Genomic DNA, 21,381 nt, shown 5'->3' on the forward strand with positions numbered 1-21,381 from the left:
TGCGCCCCGCCGCGCCGACGCAATGAACGAGTTCAACAGCTACCGCACCGGGCCCGACGAGCGCGGGCATTTCGGCATCTTCGGCGGCCGCTATGTCGCCGAGACGCTGATGCCGCTGATCCTGCAGGTGGAGCAGGCCTACAACGCGGCGAAGGCCGACCCGTCGTTCCAGGACGAGTTCGACTATTACGCCAAGCACTATATCGGCCGGCCGAGCCCGCTGTATCACGCCCGCCGGCTGAGCGCTTACCTGTCGCGCAACGGCAAGGGGCCGAAGCTCTACTTCAAGCGCGACGAGCTCAACCACACCGGCAGCCACAAGATCAACCACTGCCTGGGCCAGGCGCTGCTGGCCCGGCGCATGCAGAAGCCGCGGATCATCGCGGAGACCGGCGCCGGCCAGCACGGGGTGGCGGTGGCCACAGTGTGTGCGCTGTTCGACCTGCCCTGCGTCGTCTACATGGGCGCGGTCGACGTGGCCCGCCAGGCGCCGAACGTGTTCCGCATGAAGCTGCTCGGCGCCGAGGTGCGGCCGGTCACCTCCGGCTCGTCGACCCTGAAGGACGCGATGAACGAGGCGCTGCGCGACTGGGTCGCCAATGTCGACGACACCTACTACATCATCGGCACCGTCGCCGGGCCGCACCCCTATCCGGCGATGGTGCGCGACTTCCAGTCGGTGATCGGCACCGAGGCGAAGGAACAGATGCTTGAGGCCGAGGGCCGGCTGCCGGATTCGCTGGTCGCCTGCATCGGCGGCGGCTCCAACGCCATGGGCCTGTTCCACCCGTTCCTCGACGACCGCGACGTGAAGATCTACGGGGTCGAGGCCGCCGGCCTCGGCATCGAGACCGGCCAGCACGCCGCCTCGCTGACCGGCGGCGAGCCGGGTGTGCTGCACGGCAACCGCACCTACCTGCTGCAGGACGACGACGGCCAGATCAAGGAGGCGCACTCGATCTCCGCCGGCCTCGACTATCCCGGCATCGGCCCGGAGCACAGCTGGCTGAAGGAAAGCGGGCGCGTCACCTACGTCTCGGCCACCGACCAGGAGGCGCTGGACGCCTTCCAGCTTTGCAGCCGGCAGGAAGGGATCATCCCGGCGCTGGAGCCGGCCCATGCGCTGGCCTATGTGCGCAAGCTGGCCGCCGAGGTCGACGATGGCCATATCATCCTGATGAACATGTGCGGACGCGGCGACAAGGACGTGTTCTCGGTCGCGGAGCGGCTGGGAGTGACGCTTTGAGCGCTGCGAGCACCCGCATCGACCGGCGCTTCGCGGCGCTGGCGGCGGAAGGGCGCGCCGGCCTGGTCACCTTCGTCACCGCCGGCGATCCCGACCTGGAAACCTCGGCGCGCATCCTTTCCGAGCTGCCGGCCGCCGGCGCCGACGTGATCGAGCTCGGCATGCCGTTCACCGACCCGATGGCCGACGGCCCGGTGATCCAGGTCGGCAACCAGCGGGCGCTGAAGGCCGGCACCACCCTGCACAGGATCCTGGAGATGGTGCGCCGCTTCCGCGAGCGCGACGACGACACCCCGATCGTGCTGATGGGCTACTACAACCCGATCCACAAATACCGGGTCGCACCGTTCCTGGCCGATGCCAAGGCCGCCGGCGTCGACGGGCTGATCATCGTCGACCTGCCGCCGGAAGAGGACGAAGAGCTGTGCGAGCCGACGATCGCGGCCGGGCTGAACTTCATCCGGCTGGCGACGCCGACCACCGACGACGCGCGGCTGCCGACCGTGCTGCGCAACACCTCCGGTTTCGTCTACTATGTCGCGGTCGCGGGAATCACCGGCACCAAGTCGGCGACGGCGGAAGCGACAGGAGCGGCGGTGGCGCGGCTGAAGCGTCACACCGCCCTGCCGGTCGCGGTCGGCTTCGGCATCAAGACGCCGGAGCAGGCGGCCGAGGTCGCGCGCAACGCCGACGCGGCGGTGGTCGGCTCGGCGCTGGTCGCCCTGCTCGGCGAGGAGGGCGCCGCCGCGGCACGGGCCGACAGGCTGCTCGCCCTGGTGCGGGACCTGTCTCGGGCGGTGAGGGAGGCACGGACGTGAGCTGGCTGACCGATTTCGTTCGACCCAAGATCCAGGCCCTGGTCGGCCGGCCCGACCAGCCGGACAATCTGTGGCACAAGTGCCCGGCCTGCGAGCAGATGATCTTCCACCGCGAGCTGCAGGAGGCCGACCACGTCTGCCCGCACTGCAGCCACCACATGCGGCTCGGCGTCAAGCGCCGGCTGGAGCTGCTGTTCGACGACGGCGAGTACCAGCGCATCGAGCTGCCGAAGGTGGAGACGGACCCGCTGCGCTTCCGCGACCAGAAGCGCTATTCCGACCGGCTGCGCGAGAACCAGTCGAAGACCGGCGAGCAGGATGCGGTGATCGTCGCCCACGGCCGCATCGCCGGCAACCGCGTGGTGGTCGCGGCGCTGAGCTTCGATTTCATGGGCGGGTCGATGGGCGTGGCCGTCGGCGAGGGGCTGCTGGCCGCGGCCCGGCTGGCGGTACTGCAGCAGGCGCCGCTGATCGCCATCACCGCATCGGGCGGCGCGCGCATGCAGGAGAGCATCCTGTCGCTGATGCAGATGCCGCGCACCGTGATCGCGGTCGAGGAGGTCAAGGACGCCGGCCTGCCCTACATCGTGGTGATGACCGACCCGACGCTGGGCGGCGTTTCCGCGTCCTTCGCCATGCTGGGCGACGTCGCCATCGCCGAGCCTGGCGCAATCATCGGCTTCGCCGGGCCGCGGGTGATCGAGGAGACCATCCGCCAGACCCTGCCCAACGGCTTCCAGCGCGCCGAGTACCTGCTGGAGCACGGCATGATCGACATGGTGGTGTCGCGGCACGAGCTGCGCGGCACGCTGGGCCGGCTGGTCGACCTGCTGATGAACCGCAAACCGGCCGCCGCCATCGTACCGGTCCACGCCGAGGCGGGCGAACGGCCGCCGGTGATCGACCTCGAGGTGACCGAGACCGTGCCCGCGCCCGAGGCCGACGCCGCCGAATAGGGCCGGCTCTCCCGTGAACGAATCCCTCGCCGTGGCCGTGCCGCCGGCACCGACGGCCGGCGGTGCCGACGCCGATGCGGTCGATCCGATCCTGCGCCGGCTGACCCAGCTGCACCCGAAGGTCATCGACCTCAGCCTCGGCCGGCTGCAGCGGCTGCTGGCCGCGCTCGGCGATCCGCAGCTGGCGGCGCCGCCGGTGATCCACATCGCCGGCACCAACGGCAAGGGCTCGGTCGGCGCCTATCTGCTGGCGATGCTGCGCGCGGCCGGTCGGCGGGTCCACGCCTATACCTCGCCGCACCTGGTGCGCTTCCACGAGCGGATCGCGCTGGACGGCGCTGCCATCGACGACACCGCGCTCCTCGATTTGCTGCAGGAATGCGAGACCGCCAACGGCGGGCTGCCGATCACGTTTTTCGAGATCACCACGGCCGCCGCCTTCCTCGCCTTCGCCCGCACCCCGGCCGACGTTCTGGTGCTGGAGACCGGGCTCGGCGGCCGCTGCGACGCGACCAACGTGTTCGCGCGGCCGCTCGCCACCGCCATCACCTCGATCTCGATGGACCACATGCAGTTCCTCGGCGACACGCTGGCAGCGATCGCGGCCGAGAAGGCGGCGATCCAGAAGCCGGGCACGCCCTCGGTGGTCGCGCCGCAGCGGCCGGAGGCGCTGGCCGAGGTCGAGGCCTATGCGGCCAAGGTCGGCGCGCCGCTGTACCGCCACGGCCGCGAATGGCGCGTCGAACCGCAGGATGACGGCCTGCGCTTCGCCATGGGCGCGGCGCGCTTCGACCTGCCGGCGCCGGTGCTGCCCGGCCGCCACCAGATCGACAACGCCGGCGTTGCGCTGGCGGTCGCCCGACTGCTGCCGGAGGCGCTGCGCCCGGACGAAGCGGCAATGGCGGCCGGCCTGCGTCAGGCGCGCTGGCCCGCCCGGCTGCAGCGGCTGCGCACCGGGCCGCTGGTCGCGATGCTGCCCGCCGGCTGGGAGCTGTGGCTCGACGGCGGCCACAACGAGGACGCCGGACGGGTGATCGCCGCCCACGCCGAGGGCTGGCGCGACCGCCCGCTGGCGCTGGTGTTCGGCATGCTGGAGACCAAGGACCCGCGCGCCTTCCTGCGCCACTTCGCCGACCGGGCGGCGCGGCTGGCCGCCGTCGCCATCCCGGGCGAGCCGGCGAGCATGTCGGCGGCGGACGCAGCGGCGGCGGCGGCGGATATAGGGCTGAGGGCGGAAACGGCGCCGTCGGTCGCCGACGCGATCCGCGCCATCCTGGCCGACGGCGGGCCGGCCGGGCGCATCCTGATCTGCGGGTCGCTCTACCTGGCTGGCCGGGTCCTGCGCGACAACGGCTAGTAGCGGCGGACGGAGGGGCGGAGGTGGCAGACATCGTCAACCTGCGCCAGGCGCGCAAGCGCAAGGCCCGGGCCGAGAAGGAACGCGACGCGGCGGCGAACCGCGCCCGCTTCGGACGGACCGGCGCGCAGAAGGCATGCGACCGGATGGATCAAGAGCGCCGCGACCGCGGTCTCGACGGCGCGCGCCTGGACGACGACGAAACGCCGCGGCGGGATTGATCGCCGCCGACGCCGGGCCCAGTCTGGTGCGGCCATGAGCTCGATTCCGATCACGCCGCCGCAGTCGATCGCCGTCGCCCCGCCGCTGTCGCAGGGCGACCGCGCACCCAATCTGTTCCTGCCCGCCCAGGACGGCAAGGTCGCCTCGACCAACGACCGGATGAAGGGCGGGCCCGGGCTGTTCCTGTGGTTCCGCGACGAGACCGACCCGGCCGCCGTCGTCGCGCTGCGGGCACTGGCCGCGGCGGCGCCGGTGCGGCTCGACCAGGGCGCCCACCTGTTTGCGATCACGCGGGCGGATGGCGCGGCGGTGGCCCGGCTCGGCGCCGGCATCGACGAGCGGCTGCTGGTCCTGTCCGACGCCGATGGCCGCGGCAGCGCCGCCATGGGCCTGCCGCCGGACCGGCGGTTCATGCAGGCCGTGCTGGTCGACCCGAACCAGCGCGTGCTGGCCGTGTTCGACGAGGCGGACGGCGACCCGGTGGCGCGCGGGCTGGAGGCGCTGGACCGCCAGCTGCCGGTGCCGGAGCCGCGCTTCGTGCCGATGTGCGCGCCGATCCTGATCATCCCGCGCGTGTTCGCGCCGGACTATTGTGCCAGGCTGATCCGCATCTACCACACCAAGGGCAACGAGGAGAGCGGCACCTTCCGCGTGGTCGACGGCAAGGCGGTCGCCGCGCCCAACCACGCGGTCAAGCGCCGGCGCGACCACCACATCACCGACCCGGCCCTGCACCAGGAGATCGTCGACATCTTCCGTCGCCGGGTGCTGCCCGAGGTGCGCCGCGCCTTCGCCTTCAACATCACCCGCTTCGAGGAGTTCAAGATCGTCCGCTACGACGGCAAGGTCGGCGGCTATTTCCGGCCGCATCGCGACAACACCGCGCCGCAGACCCTGCACCGCCGCTTCGCGATGACGCTGAACCTGAATTCCGACGACTACGAGGGCGGTTGCCTGCGGTTCCCGGAGTACGGCAACACCATGTACAAGCCGGGTACCGGCGACGCGGTGATCTTCTCCTGCAGCCTGCTGCACGAGGCGATGAACGTGACCCGAGGCGAGCGCTTCACCATGCTGGCCTTCCTGTTCGACGAGGCCGGGGTGAAGATCAAGGAGGAGATGCGCCAGCGCATCGCGACCGGGCGGTAGCCGGCGTCTGCGGCCGGCATGAAAAAGGGCCCGCGCGGCGAAGCCGGCGGGCCCAACTATTCTTGATGCAGCGGAGCGCGGCTACAGCGCGCCTTCGACCCAGGCGTAGAGATCGCCCTTGGCCATGTTGCCGACCTTGGTGGCGGCAAGCTGGCCGCCCTTGAACAGCATCAGCGTCGGAATGCCGCGCACGCCGAACTTGGTCGGCGTCTCCGGGTTCTCGTCGATGTTGATCTTGGCGACGATCAGGGCGTCGCCCTTGTCGGTTGCCAGCGCTTCCAGCGCGGGTGCGATCGCCTTGCACGGGCCGCACCATTCGGCCCAGAAATCGAGCAGAACGGGGGTCTGGCTGTTCAGGACGTCGGCCTCGAACGAGGCGTCGGTGACGGGCTTGGTGGCCATCTGTCAGGCTCCCGAGGTTGATCCGGTCCGCCCTCTGCGCCCGGTCTTGTTGCGGGGGGCGAGGTCGGGCAGCGTGTGACTCTAGGAACGGCCGGGGGCGGGGTCAAGCGACCCTCCCGCCGCACCCGGAAAGCCCAGGATATCCGCGGGCAACGGCATCAGCAGGGGGCCGTCGGTCCACAACAGCGCGCAGTCGACCGGCCGGTCCGGGAACATCTGCGCCAGCGCCGCGCGATACGCGGCCATCTGCTGCCGATAGACCGCCGGCACGGCGCCGACGCCGGCCGGCGGGCGGCGGTTGGTCTTGAAGTCGACCACCAGCACCCGGTCCGGACCGACCAGCAGCCGGTCGACCTGGCCGGCGACGACGACACCGCCCGGCAGCACGGCGACGATCGGCGCCTCGGCCAGGCTGCCGGGGCCGAACAGCGGGGCGAAGGCCGGGTCGTCGAGGATCGCCAGCACCTCGGCCGCCAGCGCGGCGCGTGCGTCGTCGGACCAGTCGGGCCGGTTGGCGGCCAGGTAGCGCGCGGCGGCCGTCGCGCGCACCTCCGCCGCCAGCTCGGGCAGGCGCTGCAGCAGCCGGTGGGCGGCGATGCCCCAGCCGCGGCCCCAGGCGCCGGTCGCCTCCGCCACGTCGAGCGGCGAACGCACCGGCGCGTCGGCCTCGGCCGGGCGCGACGGCGCCAGCGGCCGCGGCGGGTGCGGCTCCGGCGGCGCCGGCCGGCGGGCCCAGTCCGGCAGCGGCTCCGGCACCGGCGCCGCGGCCTGCGGCCGCTCCGGCTCCACCGCCGCCGTCTGCGGGCAGGACAGCCGGCGCACCGGTCCGAGCTCGCCGTCGTCGGCCGGCTGCAGCGCGTCGGCGAGCCCGGCCTCGATCAGCCGGTACCAGCAACCGTCGGCCGCCGTGCGCTTGCCCGCCGCGCCGGCGACATAGAGCCGGTCCTCGGCCCGCGTCATCGCCACGTAGAGCAGGCGGTGATACTCCTCGCGCATCCGTGCATCGCCGGCCTGCCGCGCCTGCCGGGCGACAGGGTCGTCGCGGTCGCGCCCGCGCAGCCACAGCGGCACCGGCACGCCGCCGTCGACCGCGTGCCAGCGCAGCGGGCTGCGCTCGACCGGTGCCGCGACGGTGTCCGGCAGGAACACCACCGGCGCCTGCAGCCCCTTGGCGCCGTGCACGGTCATCACCCGCACCGCGTCGGCCCCGCCCTGCTCCAGCTCGCGCTTGATCTCGACGTCGCTGGTGCGCAGCCGGAACAGCAGCCCCTGCAGCGACGGCGGCTCGCGCCGCTCCTCCTCCTGCACCAGGGCCAGGAACTCGTCGATCGGGTCCGCGGCGTCACGGCCGAGCCGGGCGATCAGCCGGGCCCGCCCGCTCAGCGGACGCGGCGTCGCCCGCGGATCGTCGAGGTCGTTGAGCAGCCGGTCGTAGAAGGCGAACGGCGTGACGTAGTCCGCCCGCGCGCGCAGCCCGTGCAGCCAGGCGAAGGCGCGGCCGTGCACCGAGGCGCGGTCGGCCCGGGCCAGCTCGCCCAGCCGCGCCCACAACGACCGGGCGCCGCGGTCGTAGGCCAGCGCGAACAGTTCGTCCTCCCCGTAGCCGACCAGCGGCGAACGCAGCACGGTGGCGAGCGTCAAGTCGTCTTCCGGCAGCAGCATCGCCTCGCCCAGCGCCATCAGGTCCATCACCGCCAGGTGCTCGGTCAGCTTCAGCCGGTCGCGGCCGGCAACGGGGATGCCGAGCTCCTTCAGCTGGCGGATCAGCTCCTCGACCAGCGCGTCGCGGCGGCGGACCAGCACCAGAACGTCGCCGGCCCGCACCGGCCGCCCGCGCGCCTCCAGCATCTCGTGGCCGACCATGCGCTGGATGCGGCGGGCGATGCGGCGGGCCAGCATCGCCTTCGGCGATTCGCCCGGCTCCGGCTCCACCGGAGGACGCCAGTGCTCGGTCTCCTCCGCCTCCGGCGCCTCGACCAGCGGCCACAGCTCGACCAGGCCGGCCGCGCCTTCGCGGGTCACACGATGACGCAGCCGGGCTTCGTCGGCCAGGCCGAGCCCGATGCGCGCATCGCTGCCGTTGAAGACCGCGTCGACCGCGCTCAGCACCGCCGCGGTCGAACGGAACGAACGGTCGAGCGTGATGTCGGCCCAGGCCTGCCGGGCCGCCCGCACCTTGCCGGCGAAGTGGATCGCGGCGGCGGCGAAGGCATCGGGGTCGGCGCCCTGGAAGCTGTAGATCGACTGCTTGACGTCGCCGACGGCGAACAGGCTGCGCGCGTCGGCCTCGGCATCGTGCGCGCCCTCGCCGGCGAAGAACTCCCCGGTCAGGTCGCGCGCGATGTCCCACTGCGGGTGGTTGGTGTCCTGCGCCTCGTCGATCAGTACGTGGTCGAGGCCGCCGTCGAGCTTGTACAGCACCCAGGGGGCGCGGCCCGGCGCGCCCAGCAGCGCGCCGGTGCGGGCGATCAGGTCGTCGTAGTCCAGCGCCGCACGCTCGCGCTTCAGCCGCTCGAACACGGCCTGCAGCCGGTCGGCGACCCGGACCAGGGCGGCGGACTGCAGCGCGGTGCGCACCGCGCACAGATGCTGCCAGGCGACATGCACCCGCGTCTGCTCGGCCGGCATGACAACGGCGACATCCGGCTGTGCATCGGCCACCGCCTTGGTCCATTGCGCGCCTTCCTTGCGCGGCTCGCGGTCGGACTTCAGCCAGACGTCGAGATAGGGCTCGGCCAGCGCCAGCCGCTCGTCCGGCCGGGCGGCGAGGAAACCGGCGAGGAAATGCCCGCGCGCCCGGCCGGTGTCGGTGCCGTGGTCGATCAGCGCCCGTGCCGCGCGCCGCAGCCCGGCCTCGTCCATGCCGCCGCCCGCAACCACGCCGGCGAGTGCGTCGGCCTCGGTCTCGTCGGGGCCGGCGCCGAACAAGGCGCGGATGCGTGCGACCACCCCGTCGGTGCCGCCATGCGCCGCGGCGGCGGCGGCAAGCCGGCCGCCGGCGATGACCCCGCCGAGCAGCGCGTCGGCCTGGGTCTCGTGGGTCTGTTCGGTGATCAGCGAGAGCGCGGCGGCGACGTCCGCGCTGCCCGGCTCCCGCATCATCCGGCGGCGCGCCTCGGCCATCAGCTCGGCGGCGCCGCGCTCATCGATCACCGCGAACTGCGGCGCCACCCCGGCCTCGACCGGGAAGCGCCGCAGCACCGACTGGCAGAAGGCGTGGATGGTCATGATCTTCAGGCCGCCCGGCGTATCGAGCACGTCGGCGAACAGGCGCAGGGCGCGGGCGCTCTCCAGCGGCTCCGGCGCGCGGTCCAGCAGCCGCTCCAGGATCGCGTGCCGGCGTTCGGCGCCGGCGGTTGCGAGCTCCGCCAGCCGCTCGACGACGCGGTTGGCCATCTCGCCCGCCGCCGCCTTGGTGTAGGTGATGCAGAGGATGCGCTGCGCTGCCGCACCGGCCAGCAGCAGCCGCAGCACCCGGTCGGTCAGCACCTGGGTCTTGCCCGACCCGGCCGACGCGGTGACGAAGGCGGACAGCCCCGGCGCCGCCGCGCGGTGCTGCTCCGGCGTCGGGCGCGGCGGCAGCGGTCGCGTCTCCGTCATCCGTCCTCGCCCATCGCGGTCGACCATTCGGCGACCCGGGCCAGGTGAACATAGTCGTCATAGTCCGGCGCCATCGCCGGCGACGGCCTGCACAGATAGGCGGTGGCCGGATCGTCGAAGCGGGCGACCAGCCGGGCGAAGCCGGTCTCGGCGTCGTCGATCAGCGCCGCCGGGTCGGCCTTGCCGCCGCCGGCCCGAGTGACCTCGGCCACCGGGTCGCGGCCCTTGAGCTGCCAGTAGTGCAGTGCGATCGCCGCCGGCGCGCCCACGTCCGGGAAGCCGCCGTCGCGCAGGATTGCGCCTTCCAGCGGCAGCTGCGGCGCATAGCCGGCCAGCACCATGTTCGCCGACGGCGGCTTGCCGGTCTTGTAGTCGATCACGGTAACGGTGCCGTCGCGGCCGACGTCGAGCCGGTCGGCCTTGGCGGTCAGGGTGAACGGTCCGCCCGGCGCAAGGAACGCGCGCGAGCCGGCGATCTCGGTGTGGATGCGGGCGATGCCGGGGCCCGCGGCCGCCATGTGATCGAGGAACCAATCGGCGATGCGCTCGAACCGCGCCCACCAGTAGGCCAGGATGTCGGCCAGGTCGTGCCGGGCGGCGAGCGGCGCGAAGCCATCGCGGCCGATGGCCAGCAGCACCGCGCGGGCGTCCGCACCCGGCACCGGGCCGTGGGACGTGACGAATCGGTCGAGCGCGTCGTGGATCAACGAGCCGTAGTCGGCCGGCCCGACCTCGGCATCGAGGTCGTCGAGGCGGCGCAGGCCGAGCACGTGGCGGGCATAGACCGCATAGGGATTGCGCATCCAGGTCTCGACCTGGGTCACCGACAGGCGGCGCGGGCGCGCGGCCAGCGGCGGCCTCGGCGCCGGCCGGGCGCAGGGCTGCACGGCGGGCGGTTCGTCCAGTGCCGCCGCCCAGTTGCGATAGGCCCCGCGGCTGGGCCGCAGCAGCCCGGGCTGGCCGGCGATCTGGTCGAGCACGGCGTCGAGCCGGCGCAGCCAACGGGCCGGGCTGGTCGGCGCGCCGCCGACGCGCGCGGCCCGGGTCATCAGCACCCGCGGCGCGGCGAAGGCCTGGGCGAAGTCGTGCGCCGACAGGCCGATCCGGCGCTCCGGCTGCGGCAGCCCGAAGCCGTGGCGCATCGGCCGGCTCATCCACGGGTCGATCGGCGGTTCCGGCGGCCACACCCCTTCGTTCAGCCCAGCCATCACCACCAGGTCGGCCTGCTGCAGCCGGGCTTCCAGCGGGCCGAGGATGGCGAGGCGGGGATGGGTGCCATAGGCCGGCCGCACCGGCACCGCCGCGGCGAAGGCGGCGAACACGGCGGCAAAACCGGCCAGGCGCATCGGCTCGGCCGCATCGGCGGCCGCCATCAGCTCGTCGATGAGCGCGCGCGCCGCCTCGCCGTCCTCGCGCACCCACAGCCGGTCGGCGCCGGCGCTGTCGGCGCTCGCCGCCAGCCCTTCCGCCGCGGCGCCCAGCGCCGCCAGCGCAGCCCCGAACGGCTGCGGCCCGGGGGCGGCGGCCAGGGCCAGCAGTGGCTGCAGCGCGCGTTCGAGGTCGTCGAGCCAGCCCAGCACCGCCGCCTTTCGCGCCGCGTCCGCCATTGCTGCCGCGGCCGCGCGCAGGCCGTCGATGCCGGGCGCCGGCGCCGGACCGCGCAGCAGCGCGATCTCGACCAGCCGCGCATCCTGGCGGAAGTCGGCCGGCTGGCGTCCGGCGGCGGCGAGCGGGTGCTTGGCCAGCGCCATCAGCGCGGCCGGCGCCAGCGTCCGCTCCGCCGCCGCCAGCAGCAGACGCAGGAAGCCGCCGACCGGCGTCGCCGCCAGCGGCTGACCGGCGGAGTCGTCGACCTCCAGCCCCCAGCGGCCGAGCATCGCCGCCACCCGCTGGCCGAGATCGCGGTCGGGCGTGACCAGCAGCGCGGTGCGGCCGGGCGTCTCCATCGCCTCGCGCAGGGCGAGCGCGGCCACCGTGGCCTCCTCCTGCGGCGAGGCGCAGTCGACGCGGATCACGTCCTGCAGCGCCGATTCCGCCACGGCCGGCGTCATCGGCCCGTCGGCGTCGGCGGCCACCAGCAGGTCGGCCGGGCGCATGGCCAGGCCGGCGAGCCGGCAGCGGTCGGCACGGTCGGGGCCGTCGGCCGCCGTACGCGGCCATGGCGCCACGTCGCCGGGTTCCACGCCCAGCCGCGCCAGCAGCTGCTTCATCCCGAACTGCGGATGGGTCTGGTCGACCGCCTTCCATGCATCTGCATCGAGTGCAAGATCGCGGTCGAGGCCGGGCAGGACGACGCTGCCGCGCGGACAGCCGACCACCGCCGCGATCAGCGCGGCGGCGGCCGGCACCGTGCCGGTCGAGCCGGCCACGATCACCGGATCGGCCGGCGGGTCGGCGCGCCAGCGCGCCGCCTGGCCCAGCAGCAGCCGGTTGCGGCGCTCGGCCGGGTCGATCAGCCCGCGCTCGGCCAGCACCGCCGGCCAATGGGCGGTGACGATCTTGAGGAATTCCAGCGTCTCGGCCCAGTGGTCGGCCAGCGTTGCGGGCACCAGGCCGTCCAGCGCCGACCAGGGCCGCCCTTCGGTCTGCACCTGGTCGATCAGCCGGGCCAGCGCGGCGGCAAGGTGGACCGCCTGCTCGTCGCTGCCGGCGTCGCCGCCCCCGGCACGCGCCCGCTGCCGCACCATCCGGGCCAACAGCAGGATGCGATGCGCCGGCGCGATCGCCGGCGGCACCGCAAGGTCGTCGCCGAACTCGGCCTCCCAGGCGCCGTCGTCCTCGTCGAGCGCGCCCAGCGGCGCCATGCGCGGCAGGATCAGCGCGCGCGCATCGCTGCGGCGCAGGAACGCCTCGCGCAGCGCGCGGCAGGCGCGCCGGGTCGGCAGCAGGATGCGCATGCGGGCCAGCGCCAGCGGGTCGGCGCCAACATCCTCGATCAGCCTGGCGGCCAGCACGTCGAGGAACGGCCGGTCGGGCGCGATGGAGAAGATCGGCGGCCGGTCAGCCATCCGCCGCGCCGGAGCGCAGGCGCCGCGTCGGGGCTCCGTCAGACATAGTGCGCGCGCCGCAGGTCGCCGGCCATGAACTCCTCGGCCATCGCCAGCGCATCCGGTGTGCCGATGTGGAACCACTCGCCGTCGTGATTGAGGCCGTACAGCCGCTCGGCCGCCGCCATCCGGTTGTACAGCAGCTTCATCGAGAACGGGCCCGGCGGCGTGTCGGCGAACAGCGACGGCTTGACGATGATCACGCTGGCAAAGACGAAGGCGCTGGCGCGCCCCTCCTCCCGCGGCACCAGGCGGCCGTCCTGCTCCATCGTATAGTCGCCGCGGTCGTCGTAGCCGAGCGCGCGCGCGGTGTGGTGGACCAACATCAGCCCGTCCATGCGCGCCGGGTCCCACGCCTCCGCCAGCCGCACCAGCGCCGGCCGCGGCCCGTTCAGCCAGAAGGCGTCGCCGTTGATGACGAAGAACGGGTCGGCGCCGAGATGCGGCAGCGCGTTGCGCACGCCGCCACCGGTCTCCAGCCGCTCCGGCTCGTGGCTGATGACGATGCGCGGCCGCCGCCACAGCGCCAGATGGGCCTGCATGCGCGCGGCCAGATAGTGGGTGTTGACCACCGCTTCCTCGACCCCGGCCTCGACCAGCCGGTCGAGGATGTGGTCGATCAGCGCCCGGCCGGCAACCGGCACCAGCGGCTTCGGCATGGTCTCGGTCAGCGGGCGCATGCGCTCGCCCAGGCCCGCGCACAGCACCATCGCGCGCCTGATGGCGCCGACGGCCGCTGCCGGAGGCGTGCGTTTCGCGGTCATGCCCATTCTCTGCCGCAGCGGCTGCGATTCTGGCAAGTCATGCGCGGTTCCCCAACAGCCCGTGCTCCTCATACCACGGCCTCAGCGCGGCGTTGGCGGGATGGGCGAGGTCGGCGGCGAGCCAGGCCAGGGTCCGGCCGACGTCGGCGCGCTGGCGGTCGGTAATCCGTCCCTCCACCCGTGCGCGGCCGAGGCCGCCGAGGATCTGGCTGGCGCGCTGCGCCCCGATCACGGCCAGTGCCTGGTCCAGGCGCGCCGGGTCGAGCCGCGGGAACGCGGCCAGGTAGCGCGCGCGCAGGTCCGCGAGCAGGCCGGGATCGTAGGTGCGGCGGATGTCCTGGATCAGGCAGGCCAGGTCGAAGGCGACCGGGGCCAGCACCGCGTCCTGGTGGTCGATCAGCGCGATCCGCGCGCCTGCGGGTGCCGCCGGGCGCCAGAACATGTTGCCGGGATGGAAGTCGTAGTGCGCCAGCGTGATCGGCACCGCGTTGGCGGCCGGCCAGGTCGCCCGCCACAGCGCGACGAAGCGGGCGCGGCCGGCCGCGTCGCAGCCGGCGCCGAAGGCCGGCAGGTAGAAGTCGCACAGCCGCGCCGCGCGCTCCGCCGCGGTGTCCGCATCGAAGGCGGGCAGGTCGCCGGGCATCGTCGCCGGGAACGCCTTGTGCAGGTGGACCAGCAGGTCGACGGCGGCCGCCAGCATCGGCGCCGGCTCGGCGCCGGCGTCGATCGACTGCGCCACCGTCTGCATGCCGAAATCCTCGACCAGGACCAGGCCGACGGCCGGGTCGGCGTGCAGCAGCGTCGGGACGGGCACGCCATGGGCGTCGAACAGCGCCGTGGTCGCGGCCAGCCGGTCGATCGCCCCGCCGGGCCAGTGCATCAGGATCGCACCGCCGTCGGCGGTCTCGACGCGGTAGAACCGCCGCACCGACCAGTCGGCCGCCACCGGCGTGACGGTCGCGCCGGCAAGTCCGCGTGCGGCCAGGAAACCGGCGACCGCCGGTGCGGGCGCCTCAGCCATCGCAGGCCGCCAACACGCGGTCGAGCCGCTGTTCCCAAAGCGGCGGCGCGGTCGCGGTCAGGCGCCGGGCATCCGGGTCCGGCCCGTCCGCCAGCGCCAGCCGCAACGCGGATTGCGGGATCAGTCCCGCGACATGCTCCGGCCATTCGATCAGCACGACCGCGGTGGCGAAGGCCTCGTCGAGACCCAGTTCGACCGCCTCGTCCGCGTCGGCCAGGCGATAGGCGTCGACGTGCCAGACCGGACCGCCGGCAAGCTCGTAGACCTGGACCAGAGTGAAGGTCGGGCTGGGCACGACCAGCGCCGGATCGCCGGCCCGGGCGCGGACGAAGGCGCGGGCGAGCGCGGTCTTGCCGGCGCCGAGCCCGCCCGACAGCGCGATGACGTCGCCGGCGACGGCCTCCGCCGCCAGCGCGCGCGCGAAGCGTGCCGTCGCCGCCTCGTCTGCCAGTGCGATGATGGTGGTCCTCATGGCCCGGTGTGATAGCCCGCCGGGCCGCCTCTCGCCCAGGGGCTTGATCGGGCCGTCCGGCGCGCCCATGGTGCGCCGTCCCAGGTTGCCGCAGCGCGGAAAGGATTTCGAATGGCCAGTGCAGAGACGGGGTCAGCCGGCGCGCCGATCCGCACCGACGTGGTCATCGTCGGCGCCGGGCCGGTCGGCCTGTTCGCGGTGTTCGAGCTCGGCATGCTGAAGATGCGCGCGCAACTGGTCGACGCGCTCGACATGGCCGGCGGCCAGTGCGCCGCGCTGTATCCGGAGAAGCCGATCTACGACATCCCCGGCTATCCCACCATCGAGGCCCAGGACCTGGTGGCCAGGCTGCAGGAGCAGATCGCGCCGTTCGCGCCCGGCTATCACCTGGGCGAGCAGGTGGTCGCGGTGAACCGGATGGGCGACGGCCGCTTCCTGGTCGAGACCGGCCGCGGCACGCGCTTCGACTGCGCGGCGGTGGTCGTCGCCGCCGGCGCCGGCGCCTTCGGTCCCAACCGGCCGCCGCTGGAGGGGCTGGAGCACTATGAGGGCCGCTCGATCCACTATCTGGTCCGGCGACGCGAGGATTTCCGCGGCAAGCGGATCGTGATCGCCGGCGGCGGCGACAGCGCGGTCGACTGGGCGGTGTCGCTGGCCGAGATCGCCGCGCAGGTGATGGTGGTGCACCGGCGGCCGAAGTTCCGCGCGGCGCCCGACATGGTCACGCGCATGGAGGCGCTGGCCGCGGCCGGACGGATCGAGATGGTGGTGCCCTACCAGCTGGCCGGGCTGGACGGCGACCCGGCCAGCGGCCGGCTGTCGGCCGTGGTCGTGGCCACACTGGAGGGCGAGACCCGCCGGCTGGAGGCCGACGTGCTGCTGCCCTTCTTCGGCCTGGCCATGAACCTTGGCCCGATCGCCGACTGGGGCCTAGCGCTGGAACGCAACCACGTCAGCGTCGACCCGGCAACCTGCGCCACCACCGCCGACGGCATCTACGCCATCGGCGACATCGCCACCTATGCCGGCAAGCTGAAGCTGATCCTGACCGGGTTCAGCGAGGCGGCGATGGCCGCGCACCACATCCACGGCCGGGTGTTCCCCGGCCAGGCGCTGCACTTCGAATATTCGACCACCAAGGGCGTGCCGGGCGCGGACTGAGCCGCGCCCGGCACGGCGGCGGCTACTGGCGCAGCTGCAGCTGCGGCTGAAGCTGCTGCAGCGGGATCGGGTTGCTCACCGCTTCGCCGGGGCGGCGGAACACCAGGTCGCAGTTCGGGCCCTGGCAGGCCAGCAGCGGGATCCGGTCCGGGTTGATGCGCAGCCACGGGGTCACCGCCAGCGTAGCGATGTCGGAGCGCAGCACGTCGCAGCCGAGCGCCGGCGCCGCGATCGCGGTCTCCATGTAGGCCAGGCGCTGGCCGACCTGGATCGGCACGTCGTTGATCTGGGCGACCACGCCGAACGAAACGCCGAAGCCGTCGCCGACATACTGGTAGTCGATGTAGACGGCGTCGGGCCCGAGTGCGGCGGCGTTGAGGATAGACGGATCGGCGCCGGGGTTGACGTCCCAGCGGAACAGCAGGGTGACCGTCGCCGGCCATGCCGGGTCGCGGGCAACGGCAAAGGTGCCGGGGCCGGTCTGCTCGAACGCGGTATGGTCCCACTGGCCGTTCTCGAACACGGCGACCACCACCTCGGTCAGCGTGAACTCGGTGCAGACACCGGCCTCGGCCGGGCTGATCGCAGCGACGGAAACAAGTGCGGCGAGGGACAGCGCGGTGGCCCGCAGACCGTTGCGCAGCGAGACGTTGACGACAGCCATCGAAGGCTCCTTCCGCCAAACAGGGTTGCACTGTGCATCAGTCGACCTCCGCATGTCCGCGGTTCAACCCGCGCCGGGGCGCAGCCGGCCGGACCGGCGGAGTCGCTGTGACCGCCGTCACAGCGCGACACGCTTGCCAAGCGTGGGCCGCCGCCTATTGTGGCGCGCCATGAACCCGCTGGTCCGCATCGTGATCGAAGCCGGCCCGCTGGCCGCGTTCTTCCTGCTGAACGCGCGCGGCGAGGACATCGTCGACAGCCTGGAAGGCACCGAGACGCTGGTGTTCCTGCAGGAGAACGGGCTGGACAAGCCGATCTTCCTGGCCACCGCCGGCTTCATGGTGGTGACGCTGGTGGCGCTTGCGGTCAGCTATGCGATCGAGCGGCGGCTGCCGATCATGCCGATGGTCAGCGGCGTGTTCGTGCTCGGCTTCGGCACGCTGACGCTGCTGCTGCAGGACGAGGACTTCATCAAGCTGAAGCCGACCATCACCAACTCCCTGTTCGCCGTGATCCTGTTCGGCGGGCTGGCCTTCGGCCGACCGCTGCTGCGGCCGCTGTTCGGCAGCGTGATGGAGCTGAGCGACCGCGGCTGGCGCACGCTGACCCTGCGCTGGGCCTGCTTCTTCGTCGTGCTGGCGGTGCTGAACGAGATCGTCTGGCGCAGCTTCGACACCGACACCTGGGTCGACTTCAAGGTGTTCGGCATCATGCCGCTGACCCTGGTGTTCGCGATGACGCAGATCCCGCTGCTGAAGCGCGAGGCGCCGGTGGCGGACGCACCCGAAGGCGGCAGCTGACCGGCGGGGGACCGATGCGCCATTTCATCGACATCGCCGACCACCCGGCCGCGACGCTGCGCGCGATCCTGGCCGATGCGGCGCAGACCAAGGCGGCGCTGCGCGCCGGCGACCGGCCGCGGCCGCTGGCCGGCAAGGTGCTGGCGATGATCTTCGAGAAGAACTCGACCCGCACCCGGGTGTCGTTTGAGGTGGCGATGAAGCAGCTCGGCGGCGACGTCGTGGCGCTGGACGCCGGCTCCAGCCAGCTCGGCCGCGGCGAGACCGTCGCCGACACGGCGCGCGTGTTGTCGCGCTATGTCGACGCGATCATGATCCGCACCAACGCCCATGCGAAGATTCTGGAGCTGCGCGACGCGGCGACCGTGCCGGTGATCAACGGGCTGACCGACGACAGCCACCCCTGCCAGATCATGGCCGACGTGATGACGGTCGAGGAATGGCGCGGCCCGATCGCCGGCCAGAAGGTCGCCTGGCTGGGCGACGGCAACAACGTGGCAGCAAGCTGGATCGAGGCGGCGGCGGTGCTGGGCTTCGACATGGCGCTGGCCTGCCCGGAACCGCTGCGCCCGGCCCGCCGGGTGCTGGACTGGGCCGAGGACCGCGCGCCGGGCCGGGTCAGTGTGGGCGAGGCGCCGGGTCCGGCGCTGGCCGGCGCCGACTGCGTGGTCACCGACACCTGGATTTCGATGGGCCAGAGCGACGCCGCCAACCGCCACAACCTGCTGCGGCCCTACCGGGTCGACGCCGCGGCGATGGCCGCGGCCAAGCCGGACGCGATCTTCATGCACTGCCTGCCGGCGCACCGCGGCGAGGAGGTGACCGACGAGGTCATCGACGGCCCGCGCTCGGCGGTGTGGGACGAGGCCGAGAACCGGCTGCATGCGCAGAAGGCGATCCTGAAATGGTGCCTGGCCGCCGGCTGAGCCGGCCGTGAGCGCGGCAGGCTTCGTCCTCGGTCTGGATGTCGGCTGGTCGACGGCGCGGCGCTCGTCGGCTGCCTGCCTGCTGGGCTGGACCGCGCACGCGGTCGAGGCGGACATCGTCCGCTTCACCGCCGATCCGGCCGACTACATGCCGCGGCTTGCCGCGCTGGTCGGCGAACGGCCGCTGCTGGCCGCCGCCCTCGACGGCCCGCTGCGCGGCGACCTCGCCGAGATCGGCCGCTATCGCCTGGGCGAGCGGCTGCTGACGCGCGGGCTGGCCCGCCACATCGGCAAGCCCGGCCAGTCCAACTCGCCGAACGGACGCATCCTCAACCGCGCCGCCAGCGCCTATGCCCGCCACCTGCTCGACCGCTTCGCCATCGCCGACAGCCGGCATGCCGCCGCCATCCACGGCCGCGCCGTCGCCGAGGCGTTTCCGACCAGCTTCCTCGGCACCATGCTCGACGCCGGCTTTCGCGAGCGCGGCCGTGCCCGCTCGGACAGCTATTTCGTACGGCTGACCGGCGACGACCGCGGCTGCCGCCTGAGCCGGCTGGTCGGCGCGCTGCTGCCCGGCCGCAGCCTGGCCTTCGCGCCCGGCATCCTGCACAACCACGACGACCGCGCCGCGCTGGTCTGCGCGGTGACGGCGCTGTGCGTGGCGCAGCGGCGCTACACCGCCGTCGGCGACGACCAGGGCTGGATCGTGCTGCCGCCGCGGCTGGCCGGCGGCGCCGGCATGGCGGACTGGGCCTGGGCGATCCTGCAGGCGAACGCCGCCGCCGAAGGGGCGGCGGTCCTCGCCGAATAGCCGCGCCTCAGCCGCGCGCGCCGGGGTCCATGCCCTCGAGGTAGGGCCGAAGCGCGTTCATGTCGTAGCCGGCCGCCGCGGCCGCGGCGACGATCGCGTCGGCCGGCTGGCGCCCGGCCTGCGACAGCGCCCAGACCATGGTGGAGCGCGTGCCGGAGCGGCAGAAGGCGACGACCGGGCCGTCGGCGCCGTCGACCACCTCGGCGAACGCCTTCACGGTGACCGGGTCGACCGCGCCGCCGCGCACCGGCAGGTGTCGATAGACCATGCCGTGCCGCGTGGCAGCGGCCTCGATCGCGGCGCCGGCGGGCTGGTCGGGCGCCTCGCCGTCGGGCCGGTTGTTGATCACCGCGCGGACGCCGGCCGCGGCCAGCGCGTCGATGTCGGCCTCGGTCAGCTGCGGGGCCACGCTGACCCGGTCTGACAGGCGGCGCAGGTCGGCCATCGTTCGGCTCCTTCCGGTTGGCATGCATTCGCGGCCGGCCGCGCGATTGCGCTGATGGCGGGCGGCGAAGTCTGATAGGCGATGCGGCCGGGCGCGCGCAAGCGCGGCCGAGTCGCCCGCGGTCCAGGTCCGCCACCGTTGATGTATCATCCCGACGCCTACGACCCGTCGCGGCCGGTGCGGTCCTACTGGGCCGACAGCGCCGGCGTGCCGCCCGCCGACGACGGCCCGCTGGCCGGCGACGTGTCGGCCGACGTCGCGATCGTCGGCGCCGGCTATACCGGGCTGTGGGCGGCGCGCCGGCTGGCCGCGGTGCACGGCAGGTCGGTGCGGGTGTTCGATGCCGGCGGCGCCGGCTGGGGCGCCTCCGGCCGCAATGGCGGCTTCGCCTGCCTGGGCGGCACCGGGCTCGACCACCAGACCACGATCGCCCGCTTCGGCCGTACCGAGGCCGAGCGGCTGTTCGACATGCAGACCGAGAGCATCGCGCGCGTCCGCAAGCTGCTGGCGCCGGACGCGGCGGCGGCCGGCATCCACGGCGACGGCGAAATGGCGCTGGCCCACCGGCCCGGAGCGCTGCGCGCGCTGGAGGCCGAGTGCCGCGCGCTGGTCGACCATTGCCGCCTGCCGGCGCGGATGGTCGACCAGAACGAGCTGCGCGCGATGGGTCTGTACGGACCGCGCTTCCACGGCGGCCTGCACGTGCCGGTCGGTTTCGGCCTGCATCCGCTGAAGCTGGCCTACACCCTGTCGATCGCCGCCCGCGGCGCCGGCGCGCAGGTGCACGGCGGCACGCCGGTGACCGGCATCGCGCGCGACGGCGACGCGCACGTGCTGGCGACGCCCGGCGGCACCTGCCGCGCCCGCCAGGTGATCGTCGCCACCAACGGCTACGGCAACGACGGTCCGACGCCGGCGATGGCGGGACGGATGATCCCGGTGTTCTCCAGCATCCTGGTCACCCGGCCGCTGACCGGCGAGGAGCGCGCGCGCCAGGGGTGGACCGGGGCGATGCCGGCCTACGACTCGCGCCACCTGCTGCACTATTTCCGCCTGCTGCCGGACGGCCGGTTCCTGTTCGGCGGGCGCGGCGGCCGCGACGGCAGCGCCGCCGGCGAGGCCGGCGTGCGCGACTGGCTGACCCGCTCGTTCCGCCGCCTGTTCCCGGCCTGGCACGCGGTCGAGATCACCCATTTCTGGCGCGGTCTCGCCTGCCTGGCCGCGGACTTCTGCCTGCACGTCGGCGCGCTGGATGCCGAGCGCACGCTGTGGTTCGGCGGCGGCTATCACGGCAACGGCGTGGCGATGAGCGCGATGGTCGGCCCGCTGCTGGCCGACCTCGCCGCCGGCAAGGCCGACCCGGAGCGCGACGTGCCGGCGCCGATGCGCGGCGCACCGCCGGTGTTCCGGCTGCCGGGCGGCCGGCGGCGCTGGCTGGGCGCGGCCTATCTCTGGTACCGGCTCCGCGATGCGCTGCCCTGACCGACCCGCCGACGCCGCAGGCCTTGCCATGGCCGGGGC

19 protein-coding genes are annotated in these 21,381 nt (G+C 73.6%); 11 read left to right on the plus strand and 8 right to left on the minus strand.

Annotated features, from left to right (window positions below; genetic code table 11):
- The first annotated feature begins 22 nt into the window (after positions 1–22).
- From trpB to R3F55_09265, 6 genes are read left to right on the plus strand one after another with little or no spacing between them, the layout of a single operon-like run.
- Positions 23–1,246 carry a tryptophan synthase subunit beta gene (gene trpB / locus R3F55_09240; protein ID MEZ5667598.1) on the plus strand — a complete coding sequence of 408 codons (1,224 nt, stop codon included), beginning with the start codon at positions 23–25 and terminating at the stop codon, positions 1,244–1,246.
- Complete coding sequence (trpA, locus tag R3F55_09245) at positions 1,243–2,064, plus strand: tryptophan synthase subunit alpha (protein ID MEZ5667599.1); 822 nt, start codon at positions 1,243–1,245, stop codon at positions 2,062–2,064. Before trpB ends, trpA begins: the two co-directional genes overlap by 4 nt.
- The gene (accD, locus tag R3F55_09250) at positions 2,061–3,020 is read left to right on the plus strand and encodes an acetyl-CoA carboxylase, carboxyltransferase subunit beta (protein MEZ5667600.1); all 960 of its coding nucleotides are present in this window, start codon (positions 2,061–2,063) and stop codon (positions 3,018–3,020) included. The genes trpA and accD overlap by 4 nt, the downstream gene beginning before the upstream one ends.
- A 37-nt stretch (positions 3,021–3,057) precedes the next feature.
- The gene (locus R3F55_09255) at positions 3,058–4,377 is read left to right on the plus strand and encodes a folylpolyglutamate synthase/dihydrofolate synthase family protein (GenBank protein ID MEZ5667601.1); all 1,320 of its coding nucleotides are present in this window, start codon (positions 3,058–3,060) and stop codon (positions 4,375–4,377) included.
- Between the two features lie 23 nt (positions 4,378–4,400).
- Positions 4,401–4,598: a DUF4169 family protein gene (locus tag R3F55_09260; protein MEZ5667602.1), complete on the plus strand. Its 198-nt coding sequence runs from the start codon at positions 4,401–4,403 to the stop codon at positions 4,596–4,598.
- A 34-nt stretch (positions 4,599–4,632) separates the two neighbouring features.
- Positions 4,633–5,748, plus strand: coding sequence for a 2OG-Fe(II) oxygenase (locus R3F55_09265; GenBank protein ID MEZ5667603.1), 1,116 nt, complete (start codon positions 4,633–4,635; stop codon positions 5,746–5,748).
- 81 nt (positions 5,749–5,829) lie between these two features.
- On the opposite strand, the gene trxA is transcribed toward R3F55_09265, so the two are convergent.
- From trxA to tsaE, 6 genes are all read right to left on the minus strand, one after another.
- Positions 5,830–6,150, minus strand: coding sequence for a thioredoxin (trxA, locus tag R3F55_09270; GenBank protein ID MEZ5667604.1), 321 nt, complete (start codon positions 6,148–6,150; stop codon positions 5,830–5,832).
- 81 nt (positions 6,151–6,231) lie between these two features.
- Entirely contained in the window at positions 6,232–9,750 is a 3,519-nt protein-coding gene (addA, locus tag R3F55_09275; GenBank protein MEZ5667605.1) for a double-strand break repair helicase AddA, read from the minus strand.
- Positions 9,747–12,758, minus strand: a complete 3,012-nt coding sequence (gene addB / locus R3F55_09280) for a double-strand break repair protein AddB (GenBank protein MEZ5667606.1) — start codon at positions 12,756–12,758, stop codon at positions 9,747–9,749. Before addB ends, addA begins: the two co-directional genes overlap by 4 nt.
- Before the next feature lie 38 nt (positions 12,759–12,796).
- A complete protein-coding gene (locus tag R3F55_09285; GenBank protein ID MEZ5667607.1) occupies positions 12,797–13,561 on the minus strand; it encodes a nucleotidyltransferase family protein in 765 nt (254 codons plus the stop codon).
- A gap of 37 nt (positions 13,562–13,598) precedes the next feature.
- Complete coding sequence (locus R3F55_09290) at positions 13,599–14,582, minus strand: phosphotransferase (GenBank protein MEZ5667608.1); 984 nt, start codon at positions 14,580–14,582, stop codon at positions 13,599–13,601.
- Positions 14,575–15,054: a tRNA (adenosine(37)-N6)-threonylcarbamoyltransferase complex ATPase subunit type 1 TsaE gene (gene tsaE, locus R3F55_09295; protein ID MEZ5667609.1), complete on the minus strand. Its 480-nt coding sequence runs from the start codon at positions 15,052–15,054 to the stop codon at positions 14,575–14,577. The genes R3F55_09290 and tsaE overlap by 8 nt, the downstream gene beginning before the upstream one ends.
- Positions 15,055–15,165: 111 nt before the next feature.
- Here tsaE and R3F55_09300 point away from each other — a divergent pair, with 111 nt between their 5' ends.
- Positions 15,166–16,215: an NAD(P)/FAD-dependent oxidoreductase gene (locus R3F55_09300; GenBank protein ID MEZ5667610.1), complete on the plus strand. Its 1,050-nt coding sequence runs from the start codon at positions 15,166–15,168 to the stop codon at positions 16,213–16,215.
- Between the two features lie 22 nt (positions 16,216–16,237).
- Here the strand turns inward: R3F55_09300 and R3F55_09305 are convergent, their stop codons facing one another.
- Positions 16,238–16,879: a hypothetical protein gene (locus R3F55_09305; protein ID MEZ5667611.1), complete on the minus strand. Its 642-nt coding sequence runs from the start codon at positions 16,877–16,879 to the stop codon at positions 16,238–16,240.
- A gap of 169 nt (positions 16,880–17,048) precedes the next feature.
- Between R3F55_09305 and R3F55_09310 the strand changes: the two genes are divergently transcribed.
- The 3 genes from R3F55_09310 to R3F55_09320 are packed head-to-tail and all read left to right on the plus strand — an operon-like array spanning position 17,049 to position 19,415.
- Positions 17,049–17,678, plus strand: a complete 630-nt coding sequence (locus R3F55_09310; GenBank protein ID MEZ5667612.1) for a septation protein A — start codon at positions 17,049–17,051, stop codon at positions 17,676–17,678.
- A gap of 14 nt (positions 17,679–17,692) precedes the next feature.
- Positions 17,693–18,604: an ornithine carbamoyltransferase gene (argF, locus tag R3F55_09315; GenBank protein ID MEZ5667613.1), complete on the plus strand. Its 912-nt coding sequence runs from the start codon at positions 17,693–17,695 to the stop codon at positions 18,602–18,604.
- Positions 18,605–18,611: 7 nt separating this feature from the next.
- Positions 18,612–19,415: a hypothetical protein gene (locus tag R3F55_09320; protein MEZ5667614.1), complete on the plus strand. Its 804-nt coding sequence runs from the start codon at positions 18,612–18,614 to the stop codon at positions 19,413–19,415.
- A 7-nt stretch (positions 19,416–19,422) separates the two neighbouring features.
- On the opposite strand, the gene R3F55_09325 is transcribed toward R3F55_09320, so the two are convergent.
- Positions 19,423–19,860, minus strand: a complete 438-nt coding sequence (locus tag R3F55_09325; GenBank protein MEZ5667615.1) for a TIGR01244 family sulfur transferase — start codon at positions 19,858–19,860, stop codon at positions 19,423–19,425.
- 141 nt (positions 19,861–20,001) lie between these two features.
- Between R3F55_09325 and R3F55_09330 the strand changes: the two genes are divergently transcribed.
- Entirely contained in the window at positions 20,002–21,342 is a 1,341-nt protein-coding gene (locus tag R3F55_09330) for an FAD-dependent oxidoreductase (protein MEZ5667616.1), read from the plus strand.
- Positions 21,343–21,381 lie beyond the last annotated feature (39 nt).

The organism is Alphaproteobacteria bacterium, from assembly GCA_041396705.1.
GTDB lineage: Bacteria > Pseudomonadota > Alphaproteobacteria > CALKHQ01 > CALKHQ01 > CALKHQ01.